The sequence below is a fragment of the Clostridium sp. B9 genome, from assembly GCF_050509515.1.
Lineage (GTDB): Bacteria > Bacillota > Clostridia > Clostridiales > Clostridiaceae > Sarcina.
In genome coordinates this window covers 3,317,859-3,339,651 of sequence record NZ_JBNWKA010000003.1, presented here as the reverse complement: position 1 = coordinate 3,339,651, position 21,793 = coordinate 3,317,859, and the positions used below count along the sequence as shown (strand labels likewise).

The 21,793-nt window shown below is 29.1% G+C and carries 17 protein-coding genes, 2 tRNA genes and 1 riboswitch; of the genes, 15 read left to right on the top strand and 4 right to left on the bottom strand.

Annotated elements, in window-relative coordinates:
- The first annotated feature begins 5 nt into the window (after positions 1-5).
- The 5 genes from ACQZHJ_RS14775 to prfB all read left to right on the top strand — a co-directional run bounded on the left by ACQZHJ_RS14775 (position 6) and on the right by prfB (position 6,506).
- The gene (locus tag ACQZHJ_RS14775) at positions 6-968 is read left to right on the top strand and encodes a hypothetical protein (RefSeq protein ID WP_430486315.1); all 963 of its coding nucleotides are present in this window, start codon (positions 6-8) and stop codon (positions 966-968) included.
- On the top strand, positions 944-1,603 hold the full coding sequence (locus ACQZHJ_RS14770; RefSeq protein WP_430486314.1) for a ComF family protein: 660 nt from the start codon (positions 944-946) through the stop codon (positions 1,601-1,603). Before ACQZHJ_RS14775 ends, ACQZHJ_RS14770 begins: the two co-directional genes overlap by 25 nt.
- Before the next feature lie 448 nt (positions 1,604-2,051).
- Positions 2,052-2,591 carry a ribosome hibernation-promoting factor, HPF/YfiA family gene (gene hpf / locus ACQZHJ_RS14765; protein WP_430486313.1) on the top strand — a complete coding sequence of 180 codons (540 nt, stop codon included), beginning with the start codon at positions 2,052-2,054 and terminating at the stop codon, positions 2,589-2,591.
- 169 nt (positions 2,592-2,760) lie between these two features.
- On the top strand, positions 2,761-5,286 hold the full coding sequence (gene secA / locus ACQZHJ_RS14760; RefSeq protein ID WP_430486312.1) for a preprotein translocase subunit SecA: 2,526 nt from the start codon (positions 2,761-2,763) through the stop codon (positions 5,284-5,286).
- Between the two features lie 124 nt (positions 5,287-5,410).
- Positions 5,411-6,506 (top strand): peptide chain release factor 2 gene (gene prfB, locus ACQZHJ_RS14755; protein ID WP_430486311.1). Its coding sequence is split into 2 segments (ribosomal slippage): positions 5,411-5,488 and positions 5,490-6,506, totalling 1,095 coding nucleotides; the frame shifts between segments, so codons are not numbered across the junction.
- A gap of 73 nt (positions 6,507-6,579) precedes the next feature.
- Here the strand turns inward: prfB and ACQZHJ_RS14750 are convergent.
- Positions 6,580-7,923: a M28 family metallopeptidase gene (locus tag ACQZHJ_RS14750; protein ID WP_430486310.1), complete on the bottom strand. Its 1,344-nt coding sequence runs from the start codon at positions 7,921-7,923 to the stop codon at positions 6,580-6,582.
- 135 nt (positions 7,924-8,058) lie between these two features.
- Between ACQZHJ_RS14750 and tex the strand changes: the two genes are divergently transcribed.
- The 3 genes from tex (at position 8,059) to ACQZHJ_RS14735 (ending at position 11,639) form a co-directional block, all read left to right on the top strand.
- Complete coding sequence (gene tex, locus ACQZHJ_RS14745) at positions 8,059-10,221, top strand: RNA-binding transcriptional accessory protein Tex (protein ID WP_430486309.1); 2,163 nt, start codon at positions 8,059-8,061, stop codon at positions 10,219-10,221.
- A gap of 169 nt (positions 10,222-10,390) precedes the next feature.
- Positions 10,391-10,507: riboswitch (FMN riboswitch) on the top strand.
- A gap of 121 nt (positions 10,508-10,628) precedes the next feature.
- Positions 10,629-11,219, top strand: a complete 591-nt coding sequence (locus ACQZHJ_RS14740) for an ECF transporter S component (protein WP_430486308.1) — start codon at positions 10,629-10,631, stop codon at positions 11,217-11,219.
- 87 nt (positions 11,220-11,306) lie between these two features.
- A complete protein-coding gene (locus tag ACQZHJ_RS14735) occupies positions 11,307-11,639 on the top strand; it encodes a DUF3784 domain-containing protein (protein ID WP_430486307.1) in 333 nt (110 codons plus the stop codon).
- A 147-nt stretch (positions 11,640-11,786) separates the two neighbouring features.
- On the opposite strand, the gene rimI is transcribed toward ACQZHJ_RS14735, so the two are convergent.
- Genes rimI through tsaE form a run of 3 tightly spaced genes read right to left on the bottom strand, consistent with a single transcriptional unit; the run spans position 11,787 to position 13,395 of the window.
- Positions 11,787-12,233 carry a ribosomal protein S18-alanine N-acetyltransferase gene (rimI, locus tag ACQZHJ_RS14730; RefSeq protein WP_430486306.1) on the bottom strand — a complete coding sequence of 149 codons (447 nt, stop codon included), beginning with the start codon at positions 12,231-12,233 and terminating at the stop codon, positions 11,787-11,789.
- Positions 12,233-12,937 carry a tRNA (adenosine(37)-N6)-threonylcarbamoyltransferase complex dimerization subunit type 1 TsaB gene (gene tsaB, locus ACQZHJ_RS14725; RefSeq protein WP_430486305.1) on the bottom strand — a complete coding sequence of 235 codons (705 nt, stop codon included), beginning with the start codon at positions 12,935-12,937 and terminating at the stop codon, positions 12,233-12,235. Before tsaB ends, rimI begins: the two co-directional genes overlap by 1 nt.
- The gene (tsaE, locus tag ACQZHJ_RS14720) at positions 12,931-13,395 is read right to left on the bottom strand and encodes a tRNA (adenosine(37)-N6)-threonylcarbamoyltransferase complex ATPase subunit type 1 TsaE (RefSeq protein WP_430486304.1); all 465 of its coding nucleotides are present in this window, start codon (positions 13,393-13,395) and stop codon (positions 12,931-12,933) included. Before tsaE ends, tsaB begins: the two co-directional genes overlap by 7 nt.
- 299 nt (positions 13,396-13,694) lie before the next feature.
- Here tsaE and ACQZHJ_RS14715 point away from each other — a divergent pair, with 299 nt between their 5' ends.
- The 7 genes from ACQZHJ_RS14715 (at position 13,695) to ACQZHJ_RS14685 (ending at position 21,689) form a co-directional block, all read left to right on the top strand.
- Positions 13,695-14,315: a CBS domain-containing protein gene (locus ACQZHJ_RS14715; RefSeq protein ID WP_430486303.1), complete on the top strand. Its 621-nt coding sequence runs from the start codon at positions 13,695-13,697 to the stop codon at positions 14,313-14,315.
- Between the two features lie 280 nt (positions 14,316-14,595).
- Positions 14,596-14,671 (top strand) — tRNA-Trp (locus ACQZHJ_RS14710).
- A gap of 29 nt (positions 14,672-14,700) precedes the next feature.
- Positions 14,701-14,776 (top strand) — tRNA-Trp (locus ACQZHJ_RS14705).
- 238 nt (positions 14,777-15,014) lie between these two features.
- Positions 15,015-17,186 (top strand): bifunctional metallophosphatase/5'-nucleotidase, encoded by a 2,172-nt coding sequence (locus ACQZHJ_RS14700; RefSeq protein ID WP_430486302.1) that lies wholly within the window; start codon positions 15,015-15,017, stop codon positions 17,184-17,186.
- 135 nt (positions 17,187-17,321) lie between these two features.
- Positions 17,322-17,504: an alpha/beta-type small acid-soluble spore protein gene (locus ACQZHJ_RS14695; RefSeq protein WP_300348627.1), complete on the top strand. Its 183-nt coding sequence runs from the start codon at positions 17,322-17,324 to the stop codon at positions 17,502-17,504.
- A 296-nt stretch (positions 17,505-17,800) separates the two neighbouring features.
- Entirely contained in the window at positions 17,801-18,931 is a 1,131-nt protein-coding gene (locus ACQZHJ_RS14690; protein ID WP_430486301.1) for a metallophosphoesterase family protein, read from the top strand.
- A complete protein-coding gene (locus ACQZHJ_RS14685) occupies positions 18,921-21,689 on the top strand; it encodes an ATP-binding protein (protein WP_430486300.1) in 2,769 nt (922 codons plus the stop codon). The genes ACQZHJ_RS14690 and ACQZHJ_RS14685 overlap by 11 nt, the downstream gene beginning before the upstream one ends.
- The last annotated feature ends 104 nt before the right edge of the window (positions 21,690-21,793 follow it).

Here is a 21,793-nt window from a genome sequence, read left to right as displayed (position 1 = left end):
TTAATGTGAGTTTATATGGTGATAATTTTAGGAATACGAATAGATATGGTCATATATTAAGGAAATGGTATATAAGAGAAGATGATAAGTTTATAAATTTAATTTGTGAGCCATATCAAAACTTAGATTTCATTGGTGGATTAATAAAAGATTGTTTAAGAAATGGAGAGCAAATACTTTATGTAGGGAAAAATAGAAAAGCTTGTAGCGATGAATATTTAAATTCAATGAACTTTCAATTCGTTTCTTTTGATAATCTTTTTAAAATAAAAAAGTCTTTTGACTTAATAATATTTGATGATGTAAGTATGTACTCTAATAAAAATAGTATTGAGTGTAGTGAAGATTTAATTTATTTAAAAAATCTATCAAATAAGATAATAGTATGCTCTGTAGATAAAGTTTTTAATAATATAAGGCACCTAGATATCTTAAATGATAAAAGAAAAAAACATTTTTTAGAGCCTAGGCTCATAACTACTAGAGTGAATTTAAATAATGCTATGCCATATACTTTATATGATTATATAGAGTGGTTTATTAGAGAAAAAAGAGTTTTAGTAATATATGTTTCAAATAAAAATAATATTGATATTATTTTTGATTATTATACAAATGATTTAAACTTAGGCGATAAGGTTAAAATAGTAAAGAGTGATAAAGACAACTCCTTAACAAAAGTTATGGGAGAGAGTGTTTTTAAAAAAGAAGCAATTATTTATATAACAGATTCATTACATGAATATTTTGATTCAAAGCCTAATTGTGATCTTGTAGTTTATTTTTTCAATAAAGACATTGTTGATTATAAGAAAATAATATTTGCATGTGGTTCTTTAGGTGAAAATGAATGCAACTGTAGAGAAGTTATTTTATTGAGTAATGAAGAAAATGAACATATAGAAATAGCTAGGAGGTTAGCACGAAGCTTTAATGAGACTTTATGGAAGAGTGCAGAAGTAGAATAAAATATTTGTTAGAATGTTTTTTAGAAGCAATCTATCCAACAGAAGCAAAATGCTATGTATGCAATGAAGAGGGGAACAAGATAATATGTGATAAATGCATGAAAGAAATACCTAAAGTGAATGACTTAGTAAGATTAGAAGAGTTTGAACTAATGGTATGTTCTTATTATTCTTTTATAATTAAAGATTTAGTATTAAGACTTAAATATAAAGGAGATTTTCATGCAGGAGAAATATTAGTTCTTTTATTAGAAGAGCGATTTAGGAGGCAAGGAATAGAGGTTGATTATATAACTTATGTCCCAGTAGCTAAAGATGCACTTAAGAAAAAGGAATTTAATCAGTGTGAATTCTTAGCAAAAGAATTAGGTAAAAGATTAAATATAGAAGTTATACAAGTACTAAAAAAGAAAAATAAAGTCAAAGAGCAAAAATCACTAACAAGAGATGAGAGAGAAAAAAATGTTAGTAAAGCATTTAAGTTGATTAATAATAAAAGTTTAGAAGGAAAAAGAGTATTGCTTTTAGATGATGTTATGACTACAGGTTCAACATTGAAAGTTTGTGCTAAAGAACTTAAAAAAGTTAAAAATATTAAAATATTTTTATTGACTATTGCAAAAAGTAATATATAATATTAATGTAGCTAGGTTTGTGGTTGAAAGTCGATGCCAGTCGCAGGCGAAACGATCCACGTAAGCTAAACAAAGTTTTAGTGAGCATGGTGCGGCTTAGAAGTAAGACCTACCAGCCAATAAAGGCTGAGAGGGTTAGTAGTGAGAGGTTGATTCCGGGTAGCGAAAGCTCCAGTAGGCGAGTGTGGGGTCAAAAACCAGGTCAACTAGCTATAAAAAAGGACTATGATTTTCATAGTCCTTTTTTATTTTTGTCAAGCTTCATTTACTATATATAACTTAAGAAAAGTAAAGATTTAATTAGAACGAAGAATCTCATATGGAAAAATTTTCAGTAAATTGCGATAATTTAACCTTGTATAAGAGTCAATAAAAGAGTACAATTAAAATATAAATTAAAACCTTTACATTAATTTAGGTTACTTGTTTTTTGAAAGGGGCTGACGACATGAAAGTAACAGTACATGCTAAGAATATAGAGTTAACAAATGCTTTAAAGGATTCAGTAGAAAAGAAGATATCCAAGTTAAGCAAGTATTTCGAACCAGGAGTTGAAGCAAAGGCCACTTTAAGCGTAGAAAAAAATAAACAAATCATAGAAGTTATGATTCCTTTTAATGGCATACTATTAAGAGGTGAAGAATCTACAGATGATATGTACAAGTCAATTGACTTAGTAGAGGAAAAAATCGAAAGACAAATAAGAAAGCAAAAAACTAGATTATCAAAGAAAAATAGATATGATTCATTAAGATTTGCTCATATAGACCCATTAGAAGAGGTTAAAGATGAAAAAGAGTCAGCAATTGTTAAGACTAAAAGATTTGATGTTAAACCAATGGGTGCTGAGGAAGCAGTTTTACAAATGGAACTTATAGGCCATGACTTCTTTGTATTCCAAGATGCGGATACAAACCAATTAAACGTAGTTTATAAAAGAAAAGATGGAAATTACGGTTTAATTGAACCAGGACTAGGAGACGAATAGTATTAATATATTAAGAGATGTGAATTTTTTTATTCACATCTTTTTATTTTATGTAAAAGTTTTAGTTAAATTATTACATTTATTGAAAACTAGTTGATATAAATGTTATAATTGAATAACGATTAATATAGATTAAGCATATAAGAAAGTAGAATTGAGGGATAGCATAATGGGACTATTTGATAAAATATTTGGAAGTTATAGCGATAGAGAAGTTAAGAGAATTCAGCCTATTGTTGATAAAATAGACGCGCTTGGGCCTGACATGGAAAAACTATCTGATGAAGAACTAAAGAATAAAACAATTGAGTTTAAAGATAGATATGCTAAAGGAGAAAGCCTAGATAGTATTCTTCCAGAAGCTTTTGCTGTTTGTAGAGAAGCATCAACAAGAGTCCTAGGTATGAGACATTATAGAGAGCAATTAATTGGAGGGGTAGTCTTACACCAAGGAAGAATTGCAGAGATGAAAACTGGAGAAGGTAAAACATTAGTTGCAACATTACCAGTTTATTTAAATGCTATAGTTGGAAAAGGTGTTCACGTAATAACAGTAAACGACTATCTAGCATCAAGAGATAAAGAAGAAATGGGTAAGTTATATGGATTCTTAGGACTAACAACTGGAGTTATAGTTCATGGTTTAACTAATGACCAAAGAAGAGAAGCATATAATTCAGATATAACTTATGGAACAAACAATGAGTTTGGATTTGATTACTTAAGAGACAACATGGTTATATATAAAGAGGAAAGAGTTCAAAGACCATTACACTACTGTATAGTGGATGAGGTTGACTCAATACTTATAGATGAAGCAAGAACTCCTCTTATAATTTCAGGTGCAGGAAGCAAGTCAACAGATCTTTATAAGATAGCTGACTTCTTTGTTAAGAAATTAAGAGAAGAAGAGGATTATACAATAGATGAGAAAGCACATGCCGCAATGCTTACTGATAAAGGGGTAGAAGAGGCAGAGAAGGCTTTTGGAATAGAAAACTATGCTGATGCTAATAATATGGAATTACAACACCATATAACTCAAGCATTAAAAGCTAACTATGTAATGAAGAGAGATAAAGATTACATGGTTAAAGATGATGAAATAGCTATAGTTGATGAGTTTACAGGAAGACTTATGGAAGGTAGAAGATACTCAGATGGTCTTCACCAAGCAATTGAGGCTAAAGAAGGAGTTAAAGTTCAAAGAGAATCTAAGACTTTAGCAACAATTACATTCCAGAACTATTTCAGAATGTATACTAAATTAGCAGGTATGACAGGTACAGCTCTTACTGAAGAAAATGAATTTAGAGAAATCTATGGATTAGACGTTGTTGTTGTTCCAACACATAAGCCAATCCAAAGAGAAGATCATTCAGACTTAGTATTCAAAACTGCTAAAGGAAAATACAATGCTATAGTTGAAGAAATTATAGAGACTCATAAAACTGGTCAGCCAGTTCTAGTTGGTACAACAAGCATAGAAAAATCAGAATATCTTTCAGCTTTACTTAAGAGAAAAGGTGTTCCACATAAGGTTTTAAATGCAAAATACCATGAACAAGAAGCTGAGATTGTATCACATGCTGGTGAGTTTGGTAACATAACAATTGCAACTAATATGGCAGGTAGAGGTACTGATATTAAACTTGGAGAAGGTGTTTTAGAAGTTGGTGGTTTAAAAATCATAGGTACTGAAAGACATGAATCAAGAAGAATAGATAATCAGTTAAGAGGACGTTCAGGTCGTCAAGGAGATAAAGGACATTCAAGATTCTATATTTCCTTAGAAGATGATTTAATGAGAATCTTCGGATCAGAAAAGTTACAGGCTGTTGTTGATAAATTAGGATTAGAAGAGACAGAAGCTATTGAAAGTAAAATGGTTAGTAAATCAATAGAAAATGCTCAGAAAAAAGTAGAAGGAAATAACTTTGATATCAGAAAAACATTATTAGGATATGATGATGTTATGAATAAACAAAGAGAAGTTATCTACAAGCAAAGATCACAAGTTTTAGAAGGTGAAAATTTAGAAGATAGCGTTCAATCTATGATTGAAGATGTTATTGGAGGAGCTGTTCAAGCTCATTTAGCTAATGTTGAGGAAGAAGATTTTGAAAAAGAGCTTGGAGATTTAATCAAGTATTTAGAAGATATAATGTTACCTCATGGTAAGTTTACTGTAGAAGAGTTAAAAACTTGTTCAGATGATGAAATAACTAGAAAGTTCATAGAATGTGCTAGAGAACTTTATAAAGAGAAAGAAGAGACTGTAGGATCAGAACAAATGAGAGAGATAGAAAGAGTTATCATCTTAAGAGTTGTTGATACTAAGTGGATGGATCATATAGATGATATGGATCATTTAAAACAGGGTATTGGATTAAGAGCTTACAAGCAGCAAGATCCAACTCAAGCATATCAAATGGAAGGAAGTAATATGTTTGATGAGATGATTAATAACATCAAGTTAGACACAGTGAAATACTTATTCCATGTTAAGGTTGAAGTTGAAAAACCACAAAGAGAAAGAGTTGTTCAAGAAACAGGAGCAAGTCATGGTGGAGATTCATCAGAAGCAAAAAAACAGCCAGTTAGAAAAGATCCTAATAAAGTAGGAAGAAATGATTTATGTCCATGTGGAAGTGGAAAGAAATATAAATCATGTTGTGGAAGAGAAGTAGTTTAACATAATTTTTTTAGAGTCCTTATGAATTTCATAGGGACTCTTTTTAATTCTTTTCTGTTTAAAGATGAAAGAAAATGATATACTCTATAATAGGAAAATAATTAAAGCTAGGGGTGAAGTTTTTATGATTATGGAACTTGAGAATCAATTGTCAAGGTTGCATGAACTAAAAAATAATTTAAAGGAAATGGGGGCTTCACTTTGACTTAGCATCTTTAGAAAAGAAGAGTGCAGAGCTTGAGTTAAAGATGCAGGAGACAGGCTTTTGGGACGATGTTCAAAAAGCTCAGGAAGTAACCCAAGAAGCTAAAAGATTAAAGGATAAAATAGATAATTTTAAAAGTTTAAATCAAAGGATAGATGATGTTGAAGTTTTGAGAGAACTTATGGAAGATGAGGATGAAGAAACTACACAAGAGATAATAAGTGAAGTTAAAGCTTTAGATAAAGAAATAGAAGTATTAAAGATAGAGACAATACTTTCAGGAGAATACGATAGAAATGACGCCATATTAACTCTACACACTGGTGTTGGAGGAAGTGATGCTAATGATTGGACTGAAATGCTTTTAAGAATGTACACTAGATGGTGTGAAAAAAAAGGTTATTCAGTTGAAACTTTAGATTATCTTCCAGGTGATGAGGCTGGTGTTAAAAGTGTTACGCTAAGAGTTAAAGGTGAGTTTGCCTATGGATATTTAAAGGCTGAAAAAGGAATACATAGACTAGTTAGAATTTCTCCTTTTAATGCTAATGGTAAAAGACAAACTTCTTTTGCTTCTGTAGAGGTTCTACCAGAGCTTACTTCGGATCAAGATATAGAAATAAATCCTGTTGATTTAAGAATAGATACTTATAGAGCAGGTGGGGCAGGTGGTCAGCACGTAAATAAAACTGAGTCAGCTGTAAGAATAACTCATATTCCAACTGGAATAGTTGTACAATGTCAAAATGAGAGAAGCCAGTTCTCAAATAGAGATACAGCTATGGGAATGTTAAAATCAAAACTTATAGAGCTTAAAGAAAGAGCTCATAAGGAGAAGATAGAGGATTTAACAGGTGAGCTTAAAGATATGGGATGGGGAAGTCAGATTAGAAGTTATGTATTCCACCCATATTCAATGGTTAAAGACCATAGAACTAATGTTGAAACTTCTAATGTAAATGGAGTTATGGATGGAGGAATAGATAGCTTTATAATAGCTTATCTAAATTCATAGATTAAAGAAAATTATGGGGCTGTATAATATTTTTATACAGCCCCATTTTATATAAGGTTTTATAAGATTTTTATTAACTCTTTAACTTCAATATTATGCATATAAAAGTTGAAGTTATTAAAAGTATTAGTATTTTAAAATCTAGAAGAAATAGACCAGAAGAGGCATATGCACTTTGGAATATTTCAGGCCATACAACTGAAAAACTTCTATCTATAGCTGTTGGACTTATATAGTCTATGGTATCCTCTGGAGTATGGATTCTAGTTATATCACCATCATTTATTGTAATTGAATCAAAGCCCTCTTTAACAAAACTAGCATGGTCAGAGGAATCTTTTTTTTCAACTATATTAGTTATCTTCTTGTGGTTACAAATTTCACATAATCTCTCTAAAAGTTCACTATGAACACATGGATCTTCTCCACCCATAAAGGTTAAAGGGACATTTTTATCGCTTCCAATCATATCAAAGTTAATAATAGTTGAACCAGTTAATTTATCCTTATTAGTAGACACAAAGTTTTTTGAACCAAGTAGTCCAAACTCCTCAGCATTTAGAGAAACTATTATTATATCTCTAGATGGAGGTGGCAATGAGGCTAGGAAGGATGAAAGTTCTAGTAAAAATGAAGCACCAGATGCATTATCAAGAGCTCCTCTATAGATTTCCCCGGAAATACCTTTTCCCATATGGTCAAAATGAGCGCTTAAAACAAGTGGTGGAAGAAGAGGGTTTTTACCTTTTATTATTCCAGTAATGTTATTCACTTCTTTTTCTTGTACTTCATAAGGAAGAAAACAATCTATTCTATAACCTTTATTTAAGTAATCTTCTAGCTCTTTTATTAAGTCTGGTGCAACCAAGACATATAAATCGCAAGGAGTATTTTCTATAAAAGAACTTCTGAAATTAAATGTATCTATTGGAGCAGAAAGAAAAACTATGTTTTCATTTTTTGCAGATGTTCCTTTGATTATTGAAGGAAGAATATTATAGTTATTTTCCTTAGAAAAGCTTATGTTATTTACTCTAAAGTTTATAAATGCTTCTTTAAAATCAATTCCATATTTATAAGACATAACTAAATTTTCATTTTCATCAAATACATTTAAATAAGGTTCTCCATCTACTGGGATTGGAGCCTTAACATTAAAAGATTGTAAGTAGGAAGAGTTAAATTTACTTATATTAGCTTCTTTAAAAGAGGTTTCTATAAAGTTTTGAGCTAAGTAGTTACCTTCATTTCCACAAAGTCTTCCTTCTAATTCATCAGAGGTTAAATATTTTATGTTATTTAAGACATCATTTTTTTCAAATGAATCAAACTTGCTCATAAAAATTAATGAGAAATTTATCATAAGTATTAATGTGCAAAGCAAGATGTTTAAACCTGCTATGTATATTTTTTTCATAAAATCCTCCATATAAGATTGCATTATAATTAAAGGTATGAAATAAAAATTATGTTTATTCAAAAAAATACCAATAATCTTGAATTAAAAAATGGAAGTAATATAATAATAAATAGTAGAGTATAGGAGGAAGTTATGAATAATATAAATGAGATTTTATCAAAGGAACTTGGTATTTCACTAAAGCAGGTATCAAGTGTTATAGAAATGTTAGATGAAGGGAATACAGTACCATTCATAGCTAGATATAGAAAAGAAAGAACTGGTGGTCTTACAGATGAAATTTTAAGAAAGTTTTTTGAAAGATTAACTTATTTAAGAAACTTAGAGGCTAGAAAAGAAGATGTTTTAAGAATTATTGAAGAACAAGAAAAATTAACTCCAGAATTAAAAGCTAAGGTTGAAAAAGCAACTACATTAACTGAGGTTGAGGATATATATAGACCATTTAAAGCTAAGAAGAGAACTAGAGCTACTATGGCTGTGGAAAAAGGATTGAAGCCATTAGCAGAACTTATATTATTAGGTAAATTTACTGGAGATATAGAAAGTGAAGCTAGTAAATACATAGATGAAGAAAAAGGCGTAAAAACTTCAGATGAAGCACTTCAAGGAGCTATGGACATAGCAAGTGAAGTTATATCTGATAATGCTGATTATAGAAAGTGGATTAGAGGTTTTGTTCAAAGAGAAGGAATCTTAGTTGTTAAAGGAGGAAGTGATGAACAAACTCCTTACGAAATGTATTATGACTATCAAGAACCAGTAAGAACAATCCCTTCTCATAGAATACTAGCTGTAAATAGAGGAGAAAAAGAAAAAATTCTTTCCGTAAAAGTAAATTGTAATGAGGATATATTAGTAGACTATCTAAAACAAAGAGTTTTAAATGGCAATAAAGTTACTGACAAATACTTAGAAGAAAGTGTTAAGGATTCATTAAAGAGACTTATTTATCCTTCAATAGAAAGAGAAATAAGAAGTGAGTTAACAAGTAAGGGAGAAGAGGGAGCTATTGATATATTCAAAGCTAATCTAAAGGCTCTTTTGATGCAAGCACCTATAAAAGGAAAAGTTGTAATGGGATATGACCCTGGATTCAGAACTGGGTGTAAGGTTGCAATATTAGATGAAACAGGAAAGTTTGTTGAGAATACAACGGTTTATCCTACTGCTCCTCAAAATAGAATAGATGAAACAATAAAAATATTAAAAACTCTTATTAAAAAGCATGGAGTAGAGGTTATATCTTTAGGAAATGGAACTGCTTCAAGAGAATCAGAAGAAGTTATTGCTAGAATGCTTAAAGAAATTAAAGATGAAACTGGAAAAGAGTTATTCTATGTTATAGTTTCTGAGGCAGGAGCTTCTGTTTATTCAGCATCAGAATTAGCAAATAAGGAGTATCCAGACCTAGATGTAACGGTAAGAGGAGCTATTTCTATAGGAAGAAGACTTCAAGATCCGTTAGCTGAACTTGTAAAAATTGATCCAAAGGCTATAGGAGTAGGTCAATATCAGCATGATGTAACTCAAAAGAAATTAGATGAATCATTAGCTGGAGTAGTGGAGGATTGTGTTAATAATGTTGGAGTAGATTTAAACATAGCAACACCTGCATTATTAAACTATATTTCAGGGATAAATGCTTCAATAGCTAAAAATATTGTTGAATATAGAGAAGAGAATGGTAAATTTAAAAGTAGAAAAGAACTTTTAAAGGTTAAGAGATTAGGTCAAAAAGCTTATGAGCAATGTGCAGGATTCTTAAGAGTTATGGAAAGTAAGGAAGCTTTAGATAACACTTCTGTTCATCCAGAGTCATATGGTGTAGCAAAAGATCTTATAAAGACTTTAGGATATACAGAGATTGACTTGAAAAATGGTAAGTTAACAGATATTGATGAGAGAGTAAAAGCTAAAGGAATAAGTAATTTAGCTAAAGAATTAGAGGTCGGAGAACCAACTCTTAATGATATTATAAAAGAAATTAAGAAACCAGGAAGAGACCCAAGAGAAGAGTTACCTAAGCCAATATTTAAATCAGGAGTAATTGAAATGAAGGATTTAAAACCGGGAATGATGTTAATGGGAACAGTTAGAAATGTATCTGACTTTGGAGCTTTTGTTGACATTGGAGTACACCAAGATGGATTAGTTCATAAGAGCCAAATGGCAGATAGATTTGTTAAGCATCCACTTGATATAGTTAAAGTTGGTGATGTAGTTGAAGTTAGAATTTTAGATGTAGACTTAAAAAGAAAAAGAATATCTCTTTCAATGAAGAAGGAAGGTTAATTTAAAGATTATAATAAATTTATTGGGTTTATTTATACCTTGGTTTTTAGGGAAATATATAGTTTTATATTTTATTAGTTATTTAAAAGTTCATATTTATTAGTTAAAAAAAGTTGAGTTTTATATTGAATTAGAAGAGAAAAAGAGTTAAAATTATAACAAATAAATAAAAAGTCTTCAGGGCGGGGTGTAAGTCCCCACCGGCGGTAAAGCCCGCGAGCTATTTTTAGCATGATTCGGTGAAATTCCGAGGCCGACAGTATAGTCTGGATGAAAGAAGATGAGTGTTTAATGATTTAAATTCTGAAATTATACGCCCTGGTACAAACACGTATCAGGGCTTTTATTTTGAAAAAAATCATTAAAGACTTAGCCCCAGAGGAATTAACTTTTGGGAGGGGACAAGAATGAAAACAAACACCTTAAACACTAACAAATTTATTAAACTAGCACTTTTATCAGCCATAGCGGTAATCCTTATGTATGTGGATTTCCCGGTAATACCTATATTCCCATGGCTTAAAATTGATTTAAGTGATGTACCAGCTCTTATGGGAGCATTTGCTTTTGGGCCTTTATCTGGTGTAGTAATAGAACTTATGAAAAACTTATTAATCTTAATAGTTAAAGGAACAGGAACTGCATTCGTAGGAGAATTTGCTAACTTCTTAATAGGAGTAGCTTTAGTATGGCCAGCAGCTGTTATTTATAAGAGGAATAAGACTAAGAAAAATGCTATTTTAGGAATGGTAGTAGGTACAATAGCTATGGAGATTCTAGGAATACTAGCTAATGTATATTTATTACTTCCAGCTTACGGAATGGCTATGTCAAAGGCCGAATTAATGCAATATATAACAGTTGGATTAATTCCTTTCAATGGAATTAAAGCAGTTTTAGTATGTGGATTAACTTATGTTTTATATAAAAAGGTTTCAGTATCAGTATTTAAAGTGGAGCCAATGTTAGATAGACCAATGAGAGAAAATTTAGGATAAGAAATTTATTAAATATAGGCTAGGGTTCTAGCCTATATTTTTTATAATAATCAAAAGGATAAAATTGGGAAATGGGGGCTTGGAGTTATGAATTTAGGAGTAAGTATTTGTTTGACTTTAGGAATCATATTTTTAGTTTTTTCATTGATATTTGCTATATTAAAAGGGAAAGGAGCAATACTTGTTAGTGGGTTTAATAGTTTTTCAAAAAAAGAAAGAGATGATTATGATAAGAATAAAATAAGTATAGATATGAGAAATTCATTTTTTATTTGGTCAATAATCTTATTTATGGGAGCTATTTTTTCTTATTTTATAAATAAGTATTGTTCAATAATAGCAATAATCATATGGATTATTATATTTTTTAGGGATGTTCATTGGGATGCGAAGGCAGCATTCGAAAAGTATAAAAAATAAAATAGTATATAAAAATAAAACTTACAAATATATATATTAATAAAAAATTAATTCAATAGTATTTGTAAGTTTTTTTGAGTTTTCATTTTAGATTATAAAAATCTATAAGTTGTGGAGGTTCAAATAATTAAGAAATAAATTAAATAATTAGATATTATATCTCCACATTATTATTGCATTTTCTTTTGGGTTATCATAAAAGTTTTTTCTTATGCCTTCTTCTTTAAAGCTATGCTTTTTATATAGATTTTGAGCAGGAATATTTGATTCTCTAACTTCTAGAGTAAGAGAATTTATATTGTTTTCTTTGCATATAGAAATTAGATTAGTCATTAACAAATCACCAATTCCTTGTTTTCTATAATCAGGGTGAATAGCTATGTTTGTTATATCACCTTCATCAAAAACAATCCATATTCCAACAAAGCCAATAACCTTGTCGCCATCTAAAGCAACAAGGTATTTTGCTAGCTTATTTGAAAGTTCTTTTTCTATTGAATCTAGATTCCAAGCTTCAGAAAGACTAAGCTTGCTAACTTCAAATACACCTTCTACATGAGAAGAATCCATAAGTTCTATTTTATATGAGCTCATTATTTTAATCTCATTCTTTCTTCATATTCTCTTTCAGCTTGAGATTTTCTTAGATAAACAGGAGCATATGTATTTAAATCGTGAGTAACTCCTTTTTCTAACAATCTTAATCCTAATTCTCCAACTGAAGCAGCTCTAGGATAAGCTGAATGACTTGGAGCAAAGAAACAGTTTGGGAGAGCAGCTTTTAAAGCTTCTTTATGCTTAGCTATTCCATCACCAACAAAGATTACAGGTTCATTTTTTTCTTTGATTTGTTCTATTAATTCAGTTAATGAAATACATTCTTTTTCACTTAAAGAAACAAGTTCATCACCTTCTTTTTTGTAAAGAGAAGTGTAGACATTTCCCCTAAGCGCATCTATTATAGGACAGATGATTCCATTAAATCCTGAAATGTTATAAGCTAATGCATCTAAAGATGAAACACAAACGGATGGTTTCTGACTTCCAAAGCTTAATCCTTTTATTGTGGCCATTCCTATTCTAAGTCCTGTGAATGAACCAGGACCTTCACTAACAACGAATCCATCTAAATCTTTTACTTTTAAGTTATTGTACTTAAGTAAATCATCTATTAAATCCATTAATAAAACTGAATGTTGTTTTTTATCATTTAAACATATTTCTCCTAAAAGGCCCTTGTTACTTACTAGAGCACAAGTGGCAGTGCTTGAAGAAGAATCAACACTTAATACTAACATGCTTTAATCTCCTTTATGTAATTGTATCTATCTCCATAACCATTAATAGTTATTTTTCTAAAGTTTTCACCCATTTCAGGCATTTTTTCTATTTTAATATGTATATATTCTTCTGGGATAAGTTCCTCTATATAGTTAGCCCACTCAATTAAACTTACACCTTCACCAAATATATATTCATCAAAGCCTATAGCTTCAATCTCATCTGGATCATTAACTCTGTAAACATCAAAATGATAAAGAGTTAATCTTCCGCTGTGATATTCATTTACTATATTAAAAGTTGGACTAGTTATGTGCTCAGTTATCTCTAATCCTTCTGCTATTCCTTTACTCATATGAGTTTTACCAGTTCCTAAATCTCCAGTTAAACAAAGAATATCTCCCTTATTTACAAGAGAACCAAGTTGTCTTCCTATATCCATAGTTTTTTCAACACTATCTACTATAAATTCCATAAAGAACTCCTTTCTAATTAACACTCTTTAATCATTCTATCCAACTTTAAAGAAAAAGAAAAGAGAGTAAGTGATTAACTAGATATTTTAAATCTTATTATGTAATATTTTTATAGAAAAATTAGGATGATAGTTGATAAAATACTCCTCAGTAAAATTATTATAATATCAACTAAGTTTATATAAATACAATAGAATTTAAGACTTTAGCAAATTTGTATTAAGAGGATAACTATAAGAATATAAAATAGTATAATAATAGTATAAAGTATGTAAAATTGGGAGTTGGGGGGATTTATATGTTAGTAAAGTCTGTCATGACAAAAAAAGAGAAGCTTGATTTGGTTAATTCTAAAACCCTACTTAAAGATGCATTAAAGATTATGGAGGATAATAAGTTTTTATCAATTCCTGTAGTAGATGGCGATAAGTTTAGAGGTGCAGTTTCTAAAAGTTGTATTTATGAGTACTATTTTAAAAATAATATTAGTAAAGAAGATTTACTAAATGAAATTACAGTTGAAGAAATATTAAAAACTGAAATTCCAATAATAAATAAGGAAGAGCATATAGAAACAGCTGTAGCTATGCTTGAAAAAATGAGAATATCATTTGTGGCTGTAGTAGATGAGTTTAATAATTTTAAAGGAATACTAACTCATAAAGCTGTATTTAGAGAATTTACTAATGCTTTTGGATTAAATAAAGGGGAGAGAATAGTTGTTAGGTCATATGATGTTCCAGGACAACTATCAAAAATAACTAAAATAATTTCTCAAGAAGAAGGAGATTTTTTAAGTGTAGTTATAGTAGATACGAAATCATTAACTGACGTTAAGGAAGTAATAGTAAGAGTTAAAGATGGAAATATATCAGAAATAAAGAAGAAGTTAAAAGAGGCTGGTTTTAAATTATCGTAGTATTTTAAGAGAGATATTAAATTATAGAGTGGTTATTAGTTAACGCAATAATTATATAAAAAAGTATATCAAGTTTAATGGAAACTATTTTTGAATTTGAGTAGGTTAAAATGGATAATTAAGAATTATACTTACTTAAATTAGGTATCAAAATGAGGAAAAATATCTTGATATACTTTTTTTTATTAATGATTAATATGTATTTTTTATTAAAAATAAAATTCTACATAAAAAATACTTGCGTTAAGTTAGATTTTAATATATAATAAAATCTGTGTTCAGGGGTATGGCTCAATTGGTAGAGTAGTGGTCTCCAAAACCATTGGTTGTGGGTTCAAGTCCTACTGCCCCTGCCAATTTAACACAAAACATAATATTTTATTATAGGGGTATGGCTCAATTGGTAGAGTAGTGGTCTCCAAAACCATTGGTTGTGGGTTCAAGTCCTACTGCCCCTGCCAAAAATCAGTGAAGTAATTCACTGATTTTTTTTTTGTAAAAATTTATTTGAAGTTTAAATTAATATTTTTTATATATAGAATAGATAAAAAAGAGATTAGCTAGGATTAAAACGTAATTTGTAGAAAATTTATTGATAATAACTATATATAAAGTGTGTATAACGTGTGAAAAACTTGTAAACAATTACAAGGGCGTATATAATTATAATGTAAAATTAAAGAATTAGGGGGAAAAACTGTGAAAAAAATTATTAAAACTTTAAGTTTAGTTACAATTACGTTTTTATCATTAAATTTATGTGTTTTCAATGGTGTAGATGTCCAAGGAAAGGAGATTTCTGATGAAAGAAAAATTACTATTTTAGGAACTTCAGATATACATGGTAGATTTGTCCCTTGGGAATATGCAGCGGATACAGAAAATAAGGCTGGGAGTTTATCTCAAATATCAACTATAGTCAAGGAAGAGAGAGCAAAAAATCCTAATACTATCCTTGTAGATGCAGGCGATTCAATTCAGGATAATTATGTTGAAAATTTTAATAAGGGCCCTAAGCAACCTATAGTTTTAGGTATGAATAAAATGAAATATGATGTTTGGGAAATGGGAAATCATGAATTTAATTTTGGCTTAGATGTACTTAAGCATGTAACAGATCAGTTTGAAGGAAAAGTGCTAGCAGGGAATATATATAATGAAGATGGTACAAGATTTATGGATGGATATACCATAATAGAAAGAGATGGAGTTAATATTGGTATTATAGGTATGGATACTCCAATGGTAAAAAAATTCGAAAAGCCACACAATATAGAAGGATTAGAATTTAGAAATCCAGTTGATGAAACAAAAAAAGCAATTAAAGAGTTAGAAGGAAAAGTTGATGCTATAATTGGTGTTATGCATATGGGAGTAGATAATGAAAATGCTATTCCAGATACAGGACTTACAGATATAGCTAATCAATGTCCAGAGCTTACAGCAATTATTGGTGGACATATGCATAAATTGGTTAAAAATCAAGTCATAAATGGAGTGCTTATAACAGAACCAGGAAAGTATGGACGTGCTGTATCAAAAATAGATTTAACTTTTAAAAATAAAAATGGAAAGAATGTTCTTGAAAATAAAGAAGCAACTACTATTTCAGTAGCTAATGTAGAATCAGATAAAGAAATAGAAAATTTATTAAATCCTTACCATGAAGAACTTCGTAAAGATGCCAATACTGTTATTGGAAAGCTTGAAGGTGTTAATATGGTTGATGAAAATTACATAAAAGGAATACCAACTATACATATAGAAGATACTCCATTAATAAATTTTTTCCACGAAGTTGGACAGTATTATAGCAAAGCAGATGTAATTGCATTAGCTATAGATAATGATAAGGCTAAATTAGATGTAGGTGAAATCAAGAAAAAAGATATTGCTTATAATTATAGATATACAGGTGGAGAAGTGTCTGTTTATAAAGTAACTGGGAAAGATTTAAAAACTTATATGGAATGGGCTGCAGGATATTTTAATACTTTAAAGCTAGGAGATATAACTCCAAGTTTTAATCCAGAAAGAAGAGCATCTAAATATAGTACTAATGATATGTTTGGTGGAGTAACTTATAATATTGATCTAAGAGAAGAAGAAGGAAATAGAATTAAAAATCTTAAGTATAAAGATGGAAGAACAGTTAATGATACTGATATTCTAACATTAGGAATGAATTCATATAGACTTGGCCAATTACAAGGCGCAGGTGGAATTTTTCAAGGAAAAAACTTTGAAAAAATTTGGGATTCTAAAACAGCATATGGAGAAGAAGCTGGAACTATAAGAAATCTAGCTATAGATTATGTTAAAAATGTTAAGCATGGACTTATAAAATCACAAAAACAAAATAATTGGAGTTTACTAGGAATAGATCCAAAGTCAGATAATTATAAAAGAGTTAGAGAGTTAGTTAATTCAGGATTTTTAGCAATCCCATCATCTAAGGATGGAAAGTATACCAATATAGCTTCTATAAATGAAAAAGATTTACCTATTGAAGAGGTAAATGAAAAAGTTGAACCAAATGAAAAAAATGAGTTAAATAAAGAGCCTATAATAAATGAAGATGTTATAAGCAATCCAGATGATAAAAACAATACATCTAATTTAGATAAGGATACAAATAAAACAAGTAGTGATGATGCTAAAGCACCTAATGAGGTTTTAGATAATAAAATTAAAGAAGATAACAGTATTAAAGAAAATAATTCACAAGATAATGACGGTAAAGTTGAAGAAAAATTAGAAAATAAAACAGTTGTTGAATTACCTAGGACTGGTGGAGCTTTAGACGGAGGAATTTTAGCTCAAATAGCAAGTTTACTTGTAGTTGCAGGTATTATCATTAAAAAGAGATAACATTAGAATAATATGGCATATAATCCTTCTATTTCATAGGTTTATAATCTGTATTTTGGTTAATATAATAGTGTAAGCAAGAGATAAACAAATCTTAAACTTACGAAATTACCAAAGCCAAAGGAGGAATTAGAAATGTCAAAATCATTAGTTCCAGAAGCAAAAAATGGATTAAGTAAATTCAAGACTGAGGTAGCTAGAGAGCTAGGTGTACCATTTAGTGATTATAATGGAGATCTAAGTTCAAGACAATGTGGTTCCGTAGGCGGCGAAATGGTAAAAAGAATGGTAGAAGCATACGAAAGCCAAATAAAATAAAGACTTTTTCGCTAGTCCTGAACTGAATCGAAGACTCATTAAAAAGTAGGAGGGAAAAATAATGATAGTTGAAACTGCCATTATGAATAGAATCCTACATAGTGATTCTAAAGAATTAATAACAGGAGAAAATGTTATGGAGGGTGAACCGCCAAAACATTAAGCTAATACTTCTACCGCAAAAAGGGGCTACTTAGAGGATGTTTATCATCTTCTAAGTAGTCTTTTTTTTTATTATTCTCTATGATAAAATTAGAATAAATTGGAATGAGAGAGGCGGAAAGTTGTTGAAAAAGGTGAAAATACTACATTTTAGTGATGTACATTTTGATACTCCATTTAGAGAATTACCTAAAGAAATAGGAGATATGAGAAGAGCAGAGTTAAGAGAATCATTTAATAGAATTATTAGTAAAGCTATAGAAGAAAAAGTTGATTTAATACTTTTAGCAGGAGACCTTTTTGACAATACAACTGTAGAAAAGAGTACTCTGATATTTATAAAAGAACAAATGGATAGGGCTAAAAAATATAATATAAAAGTTTTTATAGCAGCAGGAAACCATGATCCTTATAACAATAGATCATTTTATAGTATGATTGATTGGGGAGATAATGTTTATATATTTAATGAGGAAATAGAAAAAGTATATTTAGAAGAATTAGGTGTTGTTGTTTATGGAGCATCTTTTAAGGATAAATACATTAGAGAATCAAAACTTAAAGAGTTTAAAGTTGACGATAAAGATTTAGATTTAATAAAAATAATGGTACTTCACGGAGAAATAAGCAATGCCTCTGAAGGAGAATATAATCCTATAACTATTAGAGAAATATATGAAAGTAAACTAGATTACTTAGCATTGGGACATGTTCATAAATTCTCAGGGATAAGTAAAGAAGGTAGAACATCTTACGCTTATCCAGGATGTCCAGAAGGTAGGGGCTTTGATGAAACAGGAGATAAAGGTGTGATTTTAGGAGATATAAGCAATGGATTTGTTGACTTAGAGTTTATTAAATTTAATAAAAGAGAGTATTTTGTTAATGAGTTAGATGTAAGTGAATGTGAAACTAAAGAAGATATTTTAGAAAATATAAAATTAAGTATTCCAAAAGAAGTTAGGATGAAAAATCTATTTAACATTATTTTAAAAGGTAAAGTAAAAGAACATCTGAAGATAGATATTGATTTATTAGAAAAGCTACTTAAAGATGAATTTTTCTATTGTAGAATTTTGAATGAAAGTAAGATAGATTTTGATATAGATGAATTAAGTAATGAGTATTCAATAAAAGGGATTTTCTGTTCTATGATGAAAGAAGCTTTTGAAGAAGAGGAAGAGAATCCAGAAATATTGGAGCTAGCATTTAATATTGGTATGGAAAGTCTTTTGGATGGAGAAGTGAATTTAAATGAAGATTAAGAAGTTAAATGTTAAATCTTTTGGTAAGTTAGAGAATAAAGAGTTAGAACTTAGAGATGGATTTAATATTGTTTATGGAGAAAATGAAAGCGGAAAAAGTACATTACAATCATTTATAAAAGTAATGCTTTATGGTGTTGATAGTAGAAAGGGCAGAAAACTTATTGGAGATAGAGTGAAATATACGCCAATAGGTAAAGGCGAGTTTTCAGGAGAATTAATAATAGAAGATGAAGGAAAAGAAATATTAATAGATAGAACCTTTGGAAAAACTAAAAAGTATGATGATGGACAAGTTATAGATAATGTAACTGGAGAAGTGCTAAGAGAATATTCTTGGCAAGAAGTAGGTAAGGATATCTTAGATGTTTCTAGTGAAGGCTTTAGGAATACTTTATTTATAAGCCAATTAGGATGCAGTGTCGAAAATTCAAAACAAGATGATATATTAAATAGAATAATAAATATATTAGAAAGTGGAGAAGATGAAGTTTCTTATAAAAAAATAAAAAGTAATTTAGAAGATGGAAAAAAGAGAATTACAAATCAAAGGAAAACAGGAAAGTTAGATTTACTTAGGATTAAGGAAGGAAATCTTCTAGAAGAAAGATATAAGAGAGTTAAAATTCAAGAGGAAAACATAGAAGATGAAATAATTCTTAATTCTCTTAAAGTTAAAAAGAGAGAGATAAGTAGTTCTATAGAAGAATTAGAGAATATAAAAGATGATATTAAGAGAGCTAATGTAGAAAAAGATATTAAGGAAATTGAGAAATATTCTTTAGAGAGAAATGAGTTGAATAAAGAACTAGATACTTTATTGAGTAATCTAAAAAAAGTTGAGCCTTTATGTAATATAGAAAAAGTAAATAATATAAAAGCTGAAATAAATTATTGCAGAGAACTTAATAGAACATTTGATGAAAAAAATAAAGAATATTTTGAATTAAAAAAGAATTTAGAAGAGGAAAAAAAGAGTTTATATAAGTATGGAATATTAAATGAGCTACCTCAAAATATGGAATCTAAAATAATAGAGCTTAGAGTTGAAGAAAGTAATTTAAAAGAAAATTATAAAGTAATTAGAGAGATAAAAAAAGAATTATCTTTATTAGAGGAAAAAAGAGATGATTTCTTGAGTCATTTAAATTCACTGAAACTAACAGATGAATATGCTAATGAAATAGAAAAGGTTTTGAATTTATATAAGCTTAAAGTGAAAGAAGATACAGAGTTTATAGGTTTTGATAATAATTTAGACGGTTATGAAAATAAAAAAAGAAAAATAAATATAAAAAGAATGTTATTTAGAGCTCTTCAATTGGGGGTAATTGGATTAGGTGGATTGTTCCTTGTTAAGTTTACTAAGAGTCAGGATATTTTACATTTAGCAGCTATTATATTCTCAATGTTAATATTTTTATACACACTAGCTATGGGAAAGCATTATAAAAAGCAATTGATTGAAATAGAAAATAATATTAGTGAAATAAAAAGTGTAAATGAAAATAAAAGTGAATTAACTTCTTTAAAAAGAAAAATAGAAGACTATAAAGTATTTTTAAGAGCTAGAACACAAGAGGATATCTTAGAAGCTTTAGAAGATTATAAGTTTGTAAAAAAAGAACTGGATTTACTTTATGCAGAGATAAAGGGAAAAGAAAATAGCTTATTTATGCTTAAGGAGGGTGAAATAAAAGAAAAGCTGGCAAGTAACCAGAGTTTTATAGAGAGACTATTTAGAGTTACAAATTCAAATTCTTTAGACGAAATTTTAGAAATGATAAAATCAAAGAATCAAGAGGAAAATAGATTAAAGATAAAAGAGAATAAGCTTAGAGAGGTTGAAACTGAGAAAGATAATATATTCAATAGACTTTTGAATAGAGAATCACTTATAAAAAATGCTGTAACTAAGACGGAACTAGAAATTTTAGATTTATCAGCTTTAGAAATAGCTTTAGAAGATATTATTAAGAATATAGGAAGGGTTTCTGATATTAGAAATAAAATAGCATCCTTAGATGAAAACTGTAGAATTTTATTAAATGGTAGAAATTTAAATGCTCTTAGAGAAATAGTAGAGAATAAGAGAGTGTATAAGGTTGATTCCCAATTTGAAAAAGAAGATGATGTTTTATTAAAAATAAAAGAAAAAAATAATAGCTTAATAAATACTGAAAAGGAAATTAAGGATGTTGAATATTCTATAAGTTCCAAAGAACTATCAAGTAGAAGTCTATATCTTATTGATGAAGAACTTGAAGAAACTAGATTAAGTATTAATTCTTTAGAAAAGAAAGTTAAAGCTATAGATGTTGCATTGAAATATATGGAGAAGGCATTTAAAGAACTACAAAAGAGTTTTGGACCAGTTATAAATAAAAAAGTTGAAGAAATATTTGAAGGGGTAACTGATGGAAATTATAAGGATGTAAGAGTTTCAGAAGATTACAGTCTTGTTGTAAGAAATATAGATAATAATAGTATTATGGATACATCATATTTAAGTAGTGGAACTTATGATCAAATATATTTAGCCCTTAGATTGGGAATAATTGATATAATATTTAAGGATAAGAAGGTTCCTATAATTTTAGATGAGAGTTTTACACAATATGATGATAAGCGATTAAGTAGAATGTTAGATATACTTTATGAAAAATGTAGAGAGCATCAAATAATACTATTTACTTGTCAAAAGAGAGAAATAGAAATTTTAAAGGACAGAGAAAAAGTTAATATTATAAAATTATAAATTTATATAATAAGTTTTATTTGTTTTTAGAAGTATAATAAAATAAGTTTGTGGGTAGATTGAAAGATGGTTAGAAATTCAATCTACCTATTTTTATTTATTTT

Coding starts and splice junctions, on each gene's coding strand:
- ACQZHJ_RS14735 (WP_430486307.1), top strand. CDS start 11,307: ATGAATTTAGGAGTAAGTATTTGTTTGACTTTAGGAATCATATTTTTA.
- secA (WP_430486312.1), top strand. CDS start 2,761: ATGGGACTATTTGATAAAATATTTGGAAGTTATAGCGATAGAGAAGTT.
- ACQZHJ_RS14750 (WP_430486310.1), bottom strand. CDS start 7,923: ATGAAAAAAATATACATAGCAGGTTTAAACATCTTGCTTTGCACATTA.
- ACQZHJ_RS14770 (WP_430486314.1), top strand. CDS start 944: ATGGAAGAGTGCAGAAGTAGAATAAAATATTTGTTAGAATGTTTTTTA.
- tsaB (WP_430486305.1), bottom strand. CDS start 12,937: ATGTTAGTATTAAGTGTTGATTCTTCTTCAAGCACTGCCACTTGTGCT.
- hpf (WP_430486313.1), top strand. CDS start 2,052: ATGAAAGTAACAGTACATGCTAAGAATATAGAGTTAACAAATGCTTTA.
- rimI (WP_430486306.1), bottom strand. CDS start 12,233: ATGAGCTCATATAAAATAGAACTTATGGATTCTTCTCATGTAGAAGGT.
- ACQZHJ_RS14685 (WP_430486300.1), top strand. CDS start 18,921: ATGAAGATTAAGAAGTTAAATGTTAAATCTTTTGGTAAGTTAGAGAAT.
- ACQZHJ_RS14715 (WP_430486303.1), top strand. CDS start 13,695: ATGTTAGTAAAGTCTGTCATGACAAAAAAAGAGAAGCTTGATTTGGTT.
- ACQZHJ_RS14695 (WP_300348627.1), top strand. CDS start 17,322: ATGTCAAAATCATTAGTTCCAGAAGCAAAAAATGGATTAAGTAAATTC.
- ACQZHJ_RS14740 (WP_430486308.1), top strand. CDS start 10,629: ATGAAAACAAACACCTTAAACACTAACAAATTTATTAAACTAGCACTT.
- tex (WP_430486309.1), top strand. CDS start 8,059: ATGAATAATATAAATGAGATTTTATCAAAGGAACTTGGTATTTCACTA.
- tsaE (WP_430486304.1), bottom strand. CDS start 13,395: ATGGAATTTATAGTAGATAGTGTTGAAAAAACTATGGATATAGGAAGA.